The 14,493-nt window shown below is 65.3% G+C and carries 17 protein-coding genes; 11 read left to right on the forward strand and 6 right to left on the reverse strand.

Annotated features, from left to right (window positions below):
* Nucleotides 1-8 precede the first annotated feature (8 nt).
* A complete protein-coding gene (locus BLV92_RS24665) occupies nucleotides 9-758 on the forward strand; it encodes an SDR family oxidoreductase (protein WP_090550152.1) in 750 nt (249 codons plus the stop codon).
* 40 nt (nucleotides 759-798) lie between these two features.
* On the opposite strand, the gene BLV92_RS24670 is transcribed toward BLV92_RS24665, so the two are convergent.
* A complete protein-coding gene (locus BLV92_RS24670) occupies nucleotides 799-1,389 on the reverse strand; it encodes a TetR/AcrR family transcriptional regulator (RefSeq protein WP_090550154.1) in 591 nt (196 codons plus the stop codon).
* 112 nt (nucleotides 1,390-1,501) lie between these two features.
* Between BLV92_RS24670 and BLV92_RS24675 the strand changes: the two genes are divergently transcribed.
* From BLV92_RS24675 to BLV92_RS24700, 6 genes are read left to right on the forward strand one after another with little or no spacing between them, the layout of a single operon-like run.
* Nucleotides 1,502-2,731 (forward strand): MFS transporter, encoded by a 1,230-nt coding sequence (locus tag BLV92_RS24675; RefSeq protein ID WP_090550156.1) that lies wholly within the window; start codon nucleotides 1,502-1,504, stop codon nucleotides 2,729-2,731.
* Nucleotides 2,728-3,345 carry an NADPH-dependent F420 reductase gene (locus BLV92_RS24680; RefSeq protein WP_090550159.1) on the forward strand — a complete coding sequence of 206 codons (618 nt, stop codon included), beginning with the start codon at nucleotides 2,728-2,730 and terminating at the stop codon, nucleotides 3,343-3,345. The genes BLV92_RS24675 and BLV92_RS24680 overlap by 4 nt, the downstream gene beginning before the upstream one ends.
* Nucleotides 3,342-3,908, forward strand: a complete 567-nt coding sequence (locus tag BLV92_RS24685; RefSeq protein WP_244283909.1) for a DUF1993 domain-containing protein — start codon at nucleotides 3,342-3,344, stop codon at nucleotides 3,906-3,908. Before BLV92_RS24680 ends, BLV92_RS24685 begins: the two co-directional genes overlap by 4 nt.
* Nucleotides 3,909-3,941: 33 nt before the next feature.
* Nucleotides 3,942-5,231: an epoxide hydrolase family protein gene (locus tag BLV92_RS24690; protein WP_090550161.1), complete on the forward strand. Its 1,290-nt coding sequence runs from the start codon at nucleotides 3,942-3,944 to the stop codon at nucleotides 5,229-5,231.
* Nucleotides 5,232-5,234: 3 nt separating this feature from the next.
* Nucleotides 5,235-6,011, forward strand: coding sequence for an SDR family NAD(P)-dependent oxidoreductase (locus tag BLV92_RS24695; protein WP_090550163.1), 777 nt, complete (start codon nucleotides 5,235-5,237; stop codon nucleotides 6,009-6,011).
* 44 nt (nucleotides 6,012-6,055) lie between these two features.
* Nucleotides 6,056-6,811: an SDR family NAD(P)-dependent oxidoreductase gene (locus BLV92_RS24700; protein ID WP_090550166.1), complete on the forward strand. Its 756-nt coding sequence runs from the start codon at nucleotides 6,056-6,058 to the stop codon at nucleotides 6,809-6,811.
* A 78-nt stretch (nucleotides 6,812-6,889) separates the two neighbouring features.
* On the opposite strand, the gene BLV92_RS24705 is transcribed toward BLV92_RS24700, so the two are convergent.
* Entirely contained in the window at nucleotides 6,890-7,645 is a 756-nt protein-coding gene (locus tag BLV92_RS24705; RefSeq protein ID WP_090550169.1) for an SDR family oxidoreductase, read from the reverse strand.
* Nucleotides 7,646-7,759: 114 nt separating this feature from the next.
* Between BLV92_RS24705 and BLV92_RS24710 the strand changes: the two genes are divergently transcribed.
* Together BLV92_RS24710 and BLV92_RS24715 are read left to right on the forward strand one after the other, a co-directional pair.
* A complete protein-coding gene (locus tag BLV92_RS24710) occupies nucleotides 7,760-8,722 on the forward strand; it encodes a LysR family transcriptional regulator (RefSeq protein WP_309147447.1) in 963 nt (320 codons plus the stop codon).
* Nucleotides 8,723-9,041: 319 nt separating this feature from the next.
* Nucleotides 9,042-9,251 carry an H-NS histone family protein gene (locus BLV92_RS24715; protein ID WP_244283946.1) on the forward strand — a complete coding sequence of 70 codons (210 nt, stop codon included), beginning with the start codon at nucleotides 9,042-9,044 and terminating at the stop codon, nucleotides 9,249-9,251.
* Between the two features lie 39 nt (nucleotides 9,252-9,290).
* On the opposite strand, the gene BLV92_RS24720 is transcribed toward BLV92_RS24715, so the two are convergent.
* On the reverse strand, nucleotides 9,291-9,653 hold the full coding sequence (locus BLV92_RS24720) for a winged helix-turn-helix transcriptional regulator (RefSeq protein ID WP_090550171.1): 363 nt from the start codon (nucleotides 9,651-9,653) through the stop codon (nucleotides 9,291-9,293).
* A 109-nt stretch (nucleotides 9,654-9,762) separates the two neighbouring features.
* On the opposite strand from BLV92_RS24720, the gene BLV92_RS24725 reads away from it, so the two are divergent.
* Both BLV92_RS24725 and BLV92_RS24730 read left to right on the forward strand, forming a co-directional pair.
* Nucleotides 9,763-10,497: an SDR family NAD(P)-dependent oxidoreductase gene (locus BLV92_RS24725; protein ID WP_090550174.1), complete on the forward strand. Its 735-nt coding sequence runs from the start codon at nucleotides 9,763-9,765 to the stop codon at nucleotides 10,495-10,497.
* 17 nt (nucleotides 10,498-10,514) lie between these two features.
* A complete protein-coding gene (locus BLV92_RS24730; RefSeq protein ID WP_090550176.1) occupies nucleotides 10,515-11,114 on the forward strand; it encodes an NADPH-dependent F420 reductase in 600 nt (199 codons plus the stop codon).
* 101 nt (nucleotides 11,115-11,215) lie between these two features.
* On the opposite strand, the gene BLV92_RS24735 is transcribed toward BLV92_RS24730, so the two are convergent.
* From BLV92_RS24735 to BLV92_RS24745, 3 genes are all read right to left on the reverse strand, one after another.
* Complete coding sequence (locus tag BLV92_RS24735) at nucleotides 11,216-11,548, reverse strand: DUF2322 family protein (RefSeq protein WP_090550179.1); 333 nt, start codon at nucleotides 11,546-11,548, stop codon at nucleotides 11,216-11,218.
* A gap of 137 nt (nucleotides 11,549-11,685) precedes the next feature.
* Entirely contained in the window at nucleotides 11,686-13,368 is a 1,683-nt protein-coding gene (locus BLV92_RS24740; RefSeq protein WP_090550181.1) for a purple acid phosphatase family protein, read from the reverse strand.
* Nucleotides 13,369-13,682: 314 nt separating this feature from the next.
* Nucleotides 13,683-14,375, reverse strand: coding sequence for a cytochrome b/b6 domain-containing protein (locus BLV92_RS24745; RefSeq protein WP_090550184.1), 693 nt, complete (start codon nucleotides 14,373-14,375; stop codon nucleotides 13,683-13,685).
* Between the last annotated feature and the right edge of the window lie 118 nt (nucleotides 14,376-14,493).

Raw genomic sequence — 14,493 nt, forward strand, 5'->3', positions numbered from 1 at the left:
AGGAAGCAATGCTCAAGCTCGAAGGAAAGATCGCGGTCATCACCGGGGGAAACTCCGGAATCGGTCTGGCGACAGCCAAGGTTTTCGTGAAGGAAGGCGCGCGCGTGTATATCGCGGGCCGTAGACAGGCCGAGCTCGATTCGGCCGCCGCGCTGCTGGGGCCGACGGTGACGGCGGTACAAACCGATGTTTCCCGGCCGGCCGATCTCGATCGGCTATATGCCCGGATTGGCGAGGAGGCCGGACGGGTTGACATTGTCTTTGCGAATGCGGGCCTCGCCACCTTGGCACCGCTTGGCAGCCTGGCGGAAGAAGACGTTGATTACCAGTTCGATGTGAACGTGAAAGGTGTGATCTGGACCGTCCAGAAGGCGCTCCCTCTGATGGGGCCGGGCGCGTCGGTGATCCTGAACGCTTCGATCGTCGCATCGAAAGGCTGGGCCAACTGGAGTGTCTACAGCGCAACCAAGGCGGCCGTTCGTTCATTCGCACGCACCTGGTCGTCCGATCTCAAGGGCAGAGCCATCCGTGTCAATGCGGTCAGCCCCGGTGTGATCCTGACGCCTGGCCATGGAAAAACTGGCCTTCCGAGCGGAGAACTGGAGCAGTTCTACACTTACGCCGCCGGCATCACGCCGCTGAATCGGGTCGGGGAGGACGATGAGGTCGCCAAGGTCGTCGCGTTTCTCGCGTCAGACGACAGCAGTTTCATGACTGGCGGCGAGCTTTTTGTCGATGGCGGTTTCGCCCAGATCTGACGCGAGCGGTCCGGGTCCGGTCCGTCGGGCCGGACCGAATTTATTTGTCGCCCGTCGGCCAGGTGCTGACGACGTGCCTGGCGATTCCCTCGAGCAATTTCCTCGACGCGCCTGCCTTGGCCTGTACCGCCATGCCTTGCGAGACGGCCATCACGAAGGCCGCCAGCGCGGCGCAATCCGCCGAGGCTGGCAGATCCTTGTCCTTTTTCGCGCGTTCGAGCCGCTTCCGCAGCGCGTCCTGTGAGGCGCTCCTGCGCACGGCCAGCTCGTGCCGGATCGATTCGCTGTCGTCCGAACACGCCATCGCGCCGTTGATGCCGAGACAGCCGCGCGTGGCCTCGTACCGCGTGTGCAGTTCGGCGCAGCCCATCAGGGTGCGCTCCACAACCTGCCGGGCGGTCGGTGCGCTCAACGCTTCCTGCATGAAGCCCAGGTAATCCCTTTCGTAACGGTCCAGCGCGCGGCGGAACAAGGCTTCCTTGTTGCCGAATGCGGCATAGAGCCCCGGCCGGGCCACGCCGGTTGCCTGCGTCAGGTTCTCGAACGACGTGCCCTCGTATCCCTTCTGCCAGAAAACGGTCAACGCGGCACCTAGTGCCTCGTCGATATCGAACTCTCTGTGACGACCCATGACTGTGTCTTGCAAGCCTGCCTGATTTCAATACCGATCATTATAAAACGCTTGACGGCTTCGCGGCAAATAAAGTACCGTTCGTTATCGTAACGATTGATACTTTATTTTCATGGGCGAATCGATGTGCCGGCAGCAGGCGCCTGGCGAGGGACATACGAGGCACGGCTGGCTGGGCGTCGCTTCGATCGCGGCGGGCACGTTTCTGCTGGTGGCGACGGAATTTCTACCGATCGGGCTGCTGTCGCGGCTGGCGCTCGACCTGCATGTGTCGGAAGGGCGGGCCGGCCTGTCCGTGACTGCGCCCGGTTTCGTCGCGGCGTTCGCGGCGCCCCTGCTGGTCGTGCTGGCCGGCGCGATGGACCGGCGCGCGATCATCGTCGCGCTGACGGCCACGATCGTCGCGTCGAACGTCATGGCCGCGCTGGCGCCGGATTTTCCGGTCTTTCTCGCGAGCCGTCTGATGCTCGGGCTGGCGGTGGCCGGGCTCTGGTCGTTCGCGGTCGCGGCCGGCCGCCGGCTGGTGGCGGAAAGCGCCGGCGCAAGGGCGACCTCGATCATCTCGGCCGGCATTTCGGCGGGAACGGTGTTCGGCATGCCCGTGGGTGCAAGTCTCGGCGGCTTGATCGGCTGGCGCATGGTGTTCGCAGCGAACGCGGCGCTGGGCCTGCTGGTCGTGCTGGTTCAACTGCGCTATCTGCCGCGTCTGGTCATGCGCACGGCGATTCGCGCGAGCCAGTTGTCCGCGTTCGCGCGCATTCCGATGGCGGCGGTCGGGCTGCTGGCCAGCGGTTTCGTCGCGGCCGGCCATTTCGTCGCCTACACGTTCCTCGAACCCTATCTGCGCAACACGCTCGCCCTCGGCGCCACCGGTGTGACGCTGACGCTGGCCGGCTATGCGGCGACCGGCGTCGTCGGCTCGTTCGTCGGCGAGCGTCTGGCGGGATCCGACGTGCGCGGTGCATTTGCCGCCGCCGCGGCGCTGCTGGCGGCGTCCGTGCTGCTGGCCGTGGCCGCCAAAGGCTCGCCGGCATGGGCCATCGCCGTCGTGATGCTGTGGGGCGCCGCGTTCGGCGCGGTGCCGGTCTGCGTCCAGATGTGGATGTTCAACGCTTCCCCGGCGCTCTACGAGGCGGGTTCAGCGCTGATGGTCAGCGCATTCCAGATATCGCTCGCGGCCGGCGCGGCGATCGGCGGCGTGCTGGTCGATAACTCGGGGCTCGACGCGGCGTTTCTCGTCAGTGGTTTCGTGTCGGCCGCGGGTGTCGTGATCGCTCTGATGTGTCGCGCGGCGCCGGCGGCGACACATCGTTCAACCGTCGTATTGGAGAACCAGCAATGAAGATCGGAGTCATCGGCGCGGCCACGGTGGGCATGACGCTCGCCGTCCGGTTAGCTGCGGCCGGTCATGAAGTGTCGGTGGCAAGCCGGCGTGGTCCGCAAAATCTTTCGACCTTGCTCGCGGATTCGGGCGTGCCGTTGACGCCGGCCACGACCGGTCAGGCGATGGAAGCGGACGTGGTGTTTCTCGCCGTGCCGTGGACGCGGGTGCGCGACGTGCTGACGCCCGGCATCGCATGGGGCGGCCGCATCCTGGTGGACACAACGAACATTTTCCTGAGCTACGCGCCGGATTTCCGTGTAGACGATCTGCATGGCGAGTCGGGCAGCGAGATCGTGGCCCGACTGGCGCCATCGGCGCGTGTCGTGAAAGCGTTCAACACGCTGCCGTTCGCGAAGATGTTCGCGCCGGCACCGAGTGGCCTGCAGCGGGTGATCCCTGTAGCGGGCGACGACGACGTGGCCGTGTCGGTCGTCGCGGGGCTGATCGAGGCAATGGGCCTGCATCCGCTCGGGCTCGGTTCCCTGGCCGATGGCGGCCGTCGCATGGAAGTCGGCGGACCGTTCAGCGGATTCGAGTTGTTGACGCCGATCGGCCGCGAGGTACGCGCATGAACGATGCATCGATCGACATGTACGACGTGTCCATCTCCACGTTCCGCGGCGGTTTCCGCACGCTTGCGGCGTTGCTTGCAAAAGCCGAGGCCGATGTGGCCGCCGGCCGCTTCGAGGAAACGGCACTGCTCGAAGCCCGGCTGGCCGACGACATGGATCCGCTGCGCCGCCAGATCCAGCATGCGAGCGACGCGGCCAAGGCCTGCGCGATGCGGCTCGCCGGCCGCAGCGTGCCGCGCATCGAGGACAACGAGCGCACGCTGTCCGAACTCCGCGAGCGCATCGCCCGCACGGAAGCGCTGCTGGATCTTGTATCGCGAGCAGACCTTATCGGCAGTGGAGACCGGGTCATCAAGGTCAACCTCCGTCGGCGCTGGGTGTCCTTCGACGGGCGCGCCTACCTGCTGGAGTTTGCCCTGCCGAATTTCTTTTTCCACGTCACGACGGCCTACGCGATCCTGCGCCACATGGGCCTCGACATCGGCAAGCTCGACTATCTCGTCGACGTAGCCCGGCGCCGTCAGGCGCCGCGGATTACGGAAGCGGGAAATGTCGGCGCCTGAGTGACGAAACGCAGCACAGAACCAGTGAAATCCATGAGTATTCCTGTTGAAAACAAGAATCCGGCGGCCTCTACGTCGCGCCGCACCTTCCTGAAACATACGGCCGGCGCGTCGGTCGGTCTCGCGCTTGGCGGCAGGATCGCCGAGTCGCATGCTGCATTCAGCCTGCCGCCGGCGACGACCGAGATCGCGCCGTTCCGCATTGCCGTGCCCCAGTCGGATATCGACGCGCTGAAGTTGCGCCTGTCGAGCGCGCGCCTGCCCGAAGCCGCGACCGCGGCCGGCTGGGCGCAGGGCGTGCCGCTGGACAAGGCGCGCACGCTGGTCGAATACTGGCGCGACCGCTACGACTGGCGAAAATTCGAGCGCAAGGTCAATGCGTATCCGCAGTTCCGCACCGAGATCGACGGCCTCGGTATCCATTTCCTGCACGTGCGCTCGCCGCACGCGAATGCGCTGCCGATGATCATGACGCACGGCTGGCCGGGTTCGATCGTCGAGTTCATGAAGGTGATCGGGCCGCTGACGAACCCGACGGCTTATGGCAGCAGCGCGGACGATGCTTTCCACCTGGTCATCCCGTCACAGCCGGGCTTCGGTTTTTCTGACAAGCCCGCGGAGGAAGGCTGGGACGTCGTGCGGACAGCGACGGCATGGGGCACGCTCATGCAGCGGCTCGGCTATACGCGCTGGGTGGCCCAGGGCGGCGACTGGGGCTCGGCCGTTACGCATGCGCTCGGCCACGTGCGCCCGGCCGGCTTGCAGGCGGCGCATGTGAACTGGCAGTTCGTGTACCCCGAGCCATTGCCCGAGCATCCGACGGCGGCGGAGGCCTCAGCGATCGAATCGGTCGAGAAGTTTATGGACGACGGTTACGGCTACTTCAAGCAGCAGGGCACGCGGCCGCAGACGATCGGTTATGCGCTGGCCGATTCGCCGGTCGGGCTGGCCATGTACATCTACGAGAAGTTCCAGGCCTGGACGGACAACCACGGCAATCCCGAGGACGCGCTGAGCACCGAGGAGATGCTCGACAACATTTCGCTGTACTGGTTCACGAACACGGCGGCCTCGTCCGCGCGCATCTACTGGGAAAACGCGCGTCACGGCGCGAACTTCAACGCGGGCCGCATCGAGCTGCCGATGGCCGCGACGGTCTTCCCGCACGAGATCTGGCGCGCGCCGAAGCATTGGGCGCAGGCGTGGTGGCCGAATCTGTACTACTGGAACGAAGTCGACCACGGCGGCCACTTCGCCGCGTTCGAGCAGCCGGCGATCTTCACCGACGAACTGCGCCGCGCATTCAAGACCGTACGAGGCTAAACCATGGTCGACACCTCATCCAACAACCTGCCGCTGCGCGGCAAGCACGCGCTGGTCACCGGCGCCACGCGCGGCATCGGGCTCGAGACGTGCCGCCAGCTTGCGGCGCTCGGTGCGTATGTGATCGTCGCGGCGCGCGATCTGGCGCGCGCCGAAGCCGTCGCGCAGGCGTTGCGCGACGACGGCCGCGAGGCGCTGGCGCTCAAGCTCGACGTCACGTCCGAGGCCGATCGTGCGGCAGTGTTTCGCGAGCTCGACAGCCGCTTCGGCAAGCTCGACATTCTGATCAACAACGCCGGCATCTGGCTCGACAGCGCGGATGCGGCCACGCCTCCCGATCGTCCGATCGACGAGGTGCCCGAGTCGGTCGTGCGTCGGACCTTCGAGGTCAATTTCTTCGCGCCGCTGCTGCTCACGCAGACCCTGCTGCCGCTGCTGAAGCAGGCGCCGGCTGCGCGCGTCGTCAACGTGTCGAGCATCCGCGGCTCGCTCGCGCATCTATCCGATCCGGCGTCGCCGGTGTATCCGGTCAAGGCGCTCGGCTACGACACGTCGAAGGCGGCGTTGAACGCGTTCACGATCCTGCTGGCCGAGCAGTTGCGCGGCAGCCCGATCAAGATCAATGCGATCCACCCGGGCTGGGTGCGCACCGAAATGGGCAGCAAGCATGCCGATCTCGGCCTTGAGGACGGCGCGCGCACGGCGATCCGCTACGCGACGCTGGGCGAGGACGGGCCGACCGGCGGATTCTTTTTCCAGGACGAACGGCTGCCCTGGTGAAGGGCGCCGTTCCATTTTCAGGCACAAGACAAGGAAAGTCTCACATGAACAAGCGTTTGGCAGGAAAGGTGGCATTGGTCACAGGCGGTTCGCGCGGCCTCGGCGCGGCGACGGCCGCCGCGTTGGCGGAACAGGGCGCCGACGTGGCGATCAGCTACGTTGCGTCGGCGCAGAAGGCCGCGGCAGTGGTTGCCGCACTCGAAGCGAAAGGCGTGCGCGCGCTCGCGATCCAGAGTGACCAGGGCGATCCGGCCGCGGCGAAGGCGTTGATCGAGCGCGTCGTCGCCCATTTCGGGCGGCTCGACATTCTCGTCAATAATGCGGCGCTCGCGATTCAAGGCAAGCTGATCGACGATCCCGAGATCGACAACGCGGCGCTCGACCGTCAGTGGCAGGTCAACGTGATGGGGGTGGTCGCAACTATTCGGGCCGCCGCGCCAGTGATCAGCGACGAAGGCCGGATCATCTCGGTCGGCTCGGGACTCGGCACGCGCGTGGGTTTCCCCGGCACGGCCGACTATGCCGCGAGCAAGGCAGCCGTCATCGGCTATACGAAGGGCGCCGCGCGCGACCTCGGGCCGCGCCGGATCACGGCCAACGTGGTGCAGCCCGGCATCATGGCGACCGACATGGCCGCCGGCTCGGCCGGCAGCCTGCCGCCGATCGTGATGGCTTCGCATGCGATCGACCGCATCGCGACCGTCGAGGAAGTGGCAGCCGCGATCGTGTTCCTGGCCGGCCCGGATGCCGGGTACATCACCGGGTCGGTGCTCGACGTGAACGGCGGCTTTACTGCCTGACGCGCGAGGATGCGTGCGCGGGCCCGGTCACGGGAAACCGGCGGCTGGGCCCGCGCAGCGCATCGGTCCGGACCGGCTTCAGACCTGCGCGAGCCCGCCGTCGACGAAGATTTCCGCGCCGTTGATGAAGCTGGCGTCGCTTGAGGCGAGGAACAGCACGACCTTCGCGACTTCTTCCGGATCGCCGACACGGCCGAGCGGGATCTGGTCCGCGAGGTAGTCGAGCAGGCCTTGCTGGGCCGCGGCGTCCTGGCCGACGAGACCGACCAGGCCCGGCGTGCGGATCGGACCGGGACTGACCGTGTTGACGCGGATGCCGCGCCCTTTCAGATCGAGGATCCAGCTACGCACGAGATTGCGCACAGCGGCCTTGGTGGCGCTGTACACGCTGAACGCGGGAGTGCCCATGATGCCCGTATTGGAACCCGTGACGATGACGGACGAGCCCTGGCCGAGCAGCGGCAGCGCGGCCTGCACCGTGAATATCACGCCCTTCACGTTGCGGTCGAACGTGTCCTCGTATTGCTCCTCGGTGATCGCGCCCAGCGGCAGGAAGGAGCCGCCGCCGGCGTTCGCGAACAATGCGTCGACGCGGCCGGCTTCGGACTTGACCGTCGCGAACACACGTTCCAGGTCGGCCAGACTGGCCGAGTCCGCCCGGATCCCGGTGGCCGACGCGCCGATGTCCGCGACCGCCGCGTCCAGCTCCGCCTGGCGGCGGCCCGTGATGAAAACGCGCGCGCCTGCTTGCGCGAATGCCCTGGCTGTCGCCAGGCCGATGCCGGTGCTGCCGCCCGTGACAACGGCGATCTTGCCGTCCATGGTTCTGCTCATGTCGTGCTCCGTGCTGAATGAAACGTGGATGAAGATTCGACACGATAGGGCGCATGGCACGGTGGATAAAGACCGGCTTCCCTAATTCATCATTCACCGGCAGAAACGATCCTTATGAAGATCGATCAGTTGCTTGCGCTGCGGGTATTCGTCCGGATCGCGGAAGCGCGATCCTTTTCCCGGGCGGCGGATTCGCTGGACATGCCGCGGCCGACCGTCACCAAGCTGATGCAGGAGCTCGAGAAGCATCTGGGCGTCAAACTGCTGCAGCGCACGACGCGGCGCGTCACGGTCACCGCGGAAGGCGCCGCATACTACGAGCGCGCGCTCCATCTGCTCGGGGAAGTCGAGGAAATGGATGCGCTCGTCGCGCGCAGCCATGCGCAACTGCGCGGACGTCTGCGCATCGATATCGGCTCGTCGCTAGCGAACGCGATCCTGATTCCCGCGCTACCCGATTTCCATGCCCGTTACCCGGACATCCAGATTCATCTCGGCGTGGGCGACCGGCCGGTCGATCTGATCGGTGAGGGCGTCGATTGCGTAATCCGCAGCGGCGTGCTTGCCGATACGTCTCTGGTTGCGAAACGGATCGCCGAATTCGATTACGTGACGTGCGCGAGCCCGGCCTATCTCACGGTACATGGCGTTCCGGCACATCCGGAACAACTGGCGCAAGGACATGGCCTGATCACCTATTTCTCGTCGCTGACTGGGAAACCGAATCCGCTGTTGTTCCGGCGGCGCCGGGAAACGTTCGAGATTGGCCACAGTGCCATGCTGGCCGTCAACGAGAGTACGGCTCGTCTGACGGCGCTTCTGGCGGGATTGGGCGTCAGCCAGACCTATGAGTTCCTGGCGCGGCCTCACATCGAGCGTGGCGCGCTGGTGCCGCTATTGCGGGAATGGACTCGTCCGCGGCATCCAGTTCATCTGCTTTATCCATCGAATCGCCACGTGCCCGAAAAGCTCAAGGTGTTTGCAGATTGGGCGGCGGGTATTTTTTCTCAATTCGATGACCGATTCTTCGGTTCTCCGCGTCCGTCGGTAGTTGGCCATCTCCAGCCGTCTGCGTGAGCGCTTCGTCGGACAGTCAAACGTCAGGCCCAATCAGATAACAGCTGCGTTCTCATCCAGATAAGGTCGCAGCCGGTGGATTGGCAATCGAGTGGGCGTAGACAATATCTTGAAGTTCGCTCCGTTGAGGCACCGAGCGATCTAACGTCATGTGCGATGTTGCTGCGGCGACTAACAGCGGTGTGGCACGTTACCAAGACGGGAGGGTTAATGGTAACGCTAGAGAACATTCAGGCAAAAATTTTTCGGTTGCAGGCAGAAGCGGATGCAATCGTCAAAAAAGCAGGCGCTGTCAGCCATTGCCAGGATCGGCGAGTTGATGGAAAAGCATGGCCCGACATTGGCCGACCTTGAATCGCATCTTGGTGTGCGACGACGTGGCCGGCAAAAGGCTGGAGCTAAAGCTGCCAGCAAGCGAAATGGTGCTGCGAAGTATTTTGACCCGAAGAGTAGGGCGACCTGGACCGGCCACGGGCGCGCACCAGCTTGGATTGCTAACGCCAGGAGTCGAGGTGTCTTGGGAGATTGAAAGACAACGAGGCCCCGCGATTGGCTGATTGAGCTCCTGCTAGGGCAACGCATCACGCGCGGCGAAGATGCTTGCCATTTCCACCGCGTGTTCGGTTCCCCAAGTGCACAGCGGGATGATCGCCTCGGCCAGGCTGCGGCCAAGCGGGGTCAGCGCGTAGTCCACGCGAGGCGGCACCTCCTTGTAGTCATTTCGCGCCAGCACGCGATCGGCTTCCAGATCCTTCAACTGCTGGATCAGCACCTTGTCGCTGACGTCCGGGATCAAGCGCTTGAGTTCGCCATAGCGCTTCGGGCTGCCGCGCAGGAAAAAGAGGATCAGCGGTTTCCATTTGCCCGAGATGATGCGGAGCGTGGCGTTGAGCCCGCAGCCGGTGTCGCAGATTTCAGGGGGCGTCGTCATTTTTATACTTACCTAAAAGTGCATACTTGTCGTTAGGTTACCAGAGCAGCATACTGACTTCAAGCAAGCAGGTTCCTGCTTCTGTACATCTCAACGAAGGATGCATGACATGACCAGACTGAATGGAAAGACCGCCGTGATTACCGGCGGCGCTACCGGCATCGGGTTTGCCGCAGCAAAGCGTTTCATCGAGGAAGGCGCTTTCGTCTTCATCTTCGGCCGCCGGCAGGAAGCGCTCGACGCCGCCGTGGCCGATCTCGGTTCCAGTTCCCGCGCAGTGAAGGGTTCGGTTTCCGACGAGACCGACCTCGACCGTCTCTACGCGGCGGTGAAGACGGAGCGCGGAACCCTCGATATCGTCTTTGCCAACGCCGGGGCGGGAAGCCCGCTTCCGCTCGGCCAGATCACCGCCGAACATATTGACGAAACCTTCGATACCAATGTGAAAGGCACGATCTTCACCGTCCAGAAGGCGCTGCCGCTGATGAGCGAGGGCGGTTCGATCATCCTGACCGGATCGAGCGCCGGCACCACGGGTGCCCCCGGATTCACGGCCTACAGCGCGAGCAAGGCGGCAGTGCGCAACCTCGCGCGGACCTGGGCGGAAGACCTGAAGGGCACCGGCATCCGGGTCAACGTGCTGTCGCCCGGTGCGACGGCGACCGAACTTGCCAAGGAGGCGTTGGGCGAGGAGGGCCAGAAGGCCTACGGCGCAATGACTCCGCTCCAGCGCATGGCCGATCCGGCAGAGATCGGAGCGGTGGCTGCCTTCCTCGCGTCGTCGGACAGCAGCTTCATGACCGCCAGCGAGGTCGCCGTTGACGGCGGCTTGGCGCAACTCTGACGCGGAAGAGGGGGCACATGAGCTACGCCATCATCGGCTTCGGCAAGATTGGTCAGGCGCTCGCCAAGGCGTTTGCCCGCAACGGCATCGAAGTGTCCATTGCCACCACGCGCGACCCGGCAAGCTTTGCGTCCGATGCGGCTGCGATCGGGTCCACGGTCATTGCCAGGACCCTGGCCGAAGCCCTCAAGGCGGACATCCTCTTTTTGGCCGTCCGTTTCGAGTCGCATCAGGAAGTCGCGAAGGCGCTGCCCAATTGGCAAGGGAAAATCATCATCGATGTGACCAATGCCTATGGGGTGTCCCCCGAGGAACTGGGAGGGCAACCTTCGTCCAGGTTCATCGCGCAGGGTTTCAGGGGCGGCCGGCTGGTCAAGGGTTTCAACCATCTGGTCGCGGCGACCCTTGCCCAGGACCCGGCCGTGCATGGCGGCAGGAGAGTCGTGTTCCTGGCGAGCGACGATGACAGTGCCGCAACGGAGATCGGTGCGCTTGCAGAAAAACTCGGTTTCGCTCCGATCAAACTTGGTGGGCTTTCGGAAGGTGGTCTGCTTGTGCAGGCGCGCGGCAATAGCTGGGGTCAACTGATCTTCAAGGACCTGGTCAAGTTCGACTGATCTCCACCAATTCTTCTGGCCCGATCTGACTCAGCGTACTGCCCCGGCGCCTTCAGCGGGACAAACTGGAATTCAAGCTTCCGCATCCCCGTAGCCGCGTTTTATCCCCTCGCCACCACCTCAATCCGCAACCCCTCCGCCCCCGCGACGATCTCCAGCAGCCGGTCCACATTCGGATGCGCGCCCGGACGGTTGCGCGCGTCGGCCGTATGCTCCGCGAACACCGCGAGACCATGCTCCGCTGCCTTCGCGTCCAGCGCGCCGAACGCCTGTCGCAGATAGTGATACACCGCGAGCGAGCCCTGCTTGCCCGGCTTGTTCTCGATGCTCGCGACCACCGCGCCGCGGCCGTCGACCAGGTCGATGCGTTCGATGCTGTCGATCGCCGGCAGTTGGGCGAGGTTGTCCTTGAATACGTTGCTCGGCTGGATCACTGAAAACACTCCGTTTATCTATCCGGTGAATGACTGGCGAGCCGTATCTTATCCGATCAGTCCCGGGCACCCCTGCCGGAGCATTCGCCGTCCACGGCCCGCACCGATCCACGATCCGGCGCGGGCCGTCTCGGCATTCAACGCCGGTCTTTCGCGAGCGTGATCGTCTCGAACAGTTCGTAATTGGCGGTCGGCGTCTGGTCCGCGCCGGGCGCGTGATAGTAGTTCATCGTGATCGTCGTGCGGCCGTGGTGCTGGCCCGGATCGACGTCGAACACCGCGATCCCGTAGCCGGTGCCGGTATCGCGCTGCGCGGACCAGATCGCGTCTTCGAGCGCATCGGCGGTCGGACGCACGAACGTGCCGGCGGCCGTGCCCGGCACCGGCCGGTTCGGCTTCGTGAACACCTGCGCCTGCGGATTGCCGTTGCCGATGTCGACGCCGTACACGTCGAGCGGCGCGCTGGTGCCGCCGCCGCCGAGAATCAGGTGGATCGTGCCGTGGCTCGTGTCGAACGTGTTGCCACTCGAATGCGTGTGCGTGACCGGACGCGGCTGCAGCGTATCGACCGGCTCGCCGGTTTTCGCGTCGATGCCCGCATGACGGTTGCAGCCGCGCACCGGATAGCTGCGTTCGTAGTCGTGATCGTGGCCGCAGACGACGAGGTCGACGCCGTACCGGTCGAACAGCGGCAGCCACGCTTCGCGGATGCCCTTGTCGGAGCCGTTGCCGGTCTTCGACGAACTGAGCGCGTCCTGGTGCATCTGCACGACGATCCAGTCGACGTCGCGGTCGCCGGATGCGCTGCGCAGCGTCTTTTCGAGCCAGCGCGTCTGCTCGCCGTTGCTGTAGCCGCGCACGTAGAACGACGAACCCGCGGGGATCGGCGCACGGCCCGTGCTCGCGGCTGGCACGAGCGGCGCGGGGCCGGCGACGAACGCGGCCGCGTCCTGATAGACGACGTCGTCCGCGTCGAGCGAGATGAACATCACGTTGCTCACGCGGAAGCTGTACCAGCGGCCCGGAAAACGCGAGCCGTTGTCCGGCAGCGTGTAGCGCGTCAGGTACGAATCGAGTCCCTGCGGACCGTTGTTGAATTCGATCTCGTGATTGCCGGGACACGGCATCCACGGACGGTTCGCGGCCGACGTCTGGTTGTTGTTCGCGAAGTCGCGCCACACGTCGGTCTGATGCGCGGGGTTCAGGTTCGCGTAGCAGAGGTCGCCGTTCAGCAGGTGAAAGAGCGGCTGGAACCGTTCGACTGCCTCGACGGCGAAGCGGCTCTGCGGCGACGACAGCACCCAGCCGGTGTTCGGCGTCGCGAGGTCGCCGTAGCTCGTGAAGCGGAACGGCGCGAGCCCGCGCGGCGCGGTCGTGAACGTCGAGCTGAACGGCGAGCCGGCCTGACTGTCGTTGTCCGAAGTGACTTCGTAGCGATACGTCGTGCCCGGCTTCAGGTTGCGCAGCCGCGCATGATAGGTGAACACCACGACGCCGTTCAACCCGTCCGTGTACGTGCGCTGCACCGCATGCTGCGTGTCGCGATGGCCGTGATCGGCGCTGATCGTCACGCGCGGATTCGACGCCGCCGCGAGCGACGCCCACGACACGACGACTTCGCTCGTCGGGTCTTCGCCCCACGTCAGGTGGATCTGTTCGGGCGTGCCGTCGGACGTTGCCGGGTCGGCTTTCGCCGCGCCGGCGAGCGCGCCGGCCGCGCTCGCGAAGCCGGATGCGCCGGCGAGCTTCAGGAAGCCGCGGCGCGATACGCCGGGCGCTGTTTCGTTCGGGGATGCGTCGGGGATGATCTTCTTCGTCATGTCGAATCGCCTCGCGGGATGAGTGGGACGAAGCATGTGCAGCCGCCGTGCGTGAAGCGTGCGCGGGGGCGCAGCCGCAAGCGTCGCGTGGTGGGTGTTGGCGAAACGATGGCTTGATTACATGACCCGGCGATGACATCGCGCGAACCGTAAGCGGGCATGCGATACGGCGGTGGGAAGCCGCGCGATGCCAGATGCGGCGCGCATGGCCGCGCGGGTGAAACTCGTTGCGCGCGCTTCGTTATGGGCGTTCGTATGGAACGATCGTCTGTGTAAGCGGCGTGTCGGGTGAGGCGGGGTTGAACGGCGTCGGCTTACAGCCAGGTTGCAAGCGCGGCGACCACGAGCGCCGCGCAGCCGAGCAGCAGCGCCGCGAGCCACAACGGCGCGCGCGACGGCGCCCGCACTGTGGACGGCAGGCGCTTGCGGCCGGAGATCATCGGGCCGACCAGGTGGTGGCCTTTCGCGATCGCATAAACCGCGATCGCGCAGACGTGCAGCACGACTGCCGCGAGCAGCAGATCCCAGCCGAGCGCGTGCAGCGAGGAGATCGCGTTCGCGACCGGGGCGGGGACGATCTCGCTCAACGGCCCTTCGTCGGCGACGTCGTTGTACACGTAAATCCCGCTCAGCGTTTCGACGAGCAGCAGCGCGATCAGCAGCAGCACCATCCAGCCGCCGGCCGCGTTGTGGCCGACCTGCACGTCCGGCTCGCGGCGCAGCACGCGCCGCAGGTGCGCGAGCGCGGCGGCCGGCGACGCGACGAAACTGCGGAACCGCGCAGTCTCGCTGCCGAAGCAGCCCCACAGCAGGCGGAACAGCACCAGCGCGAGCAGCGTTTCGCCGATGCGCACGTGCAGGTCGATCCAGTTGAGCCGCTGCGTGACGTAAGCGCCGATCACGAGCACGACGGTCAGCCAGTGAAAGAGCCGCGTCGGCACGTCCCACACTCGCACGGAGCGTTCGCTGACGATGACGGTTGACGGGCGGCGTTGTTCGGATTCCATGGCGGGATGACGACGGACGGGAACGATGCTGCGCGGGCGCAGCGTTCGCGATGGCGGCTCGACGGATCGAGTGCGTCGCCATCGCCTGCGTTGTCATGATAAGCCACGTCCCCGGGCC

The organism is Paraburkholderia caballeronis (genome assembly GCF_900104845.1).
GTDB lineage: Bacteria > Pseudomonadota > Gammaproteobacteria > Burkholderiales > Burkholderiaceae > Paraburkholderia > Paraburkholderia caballeronis.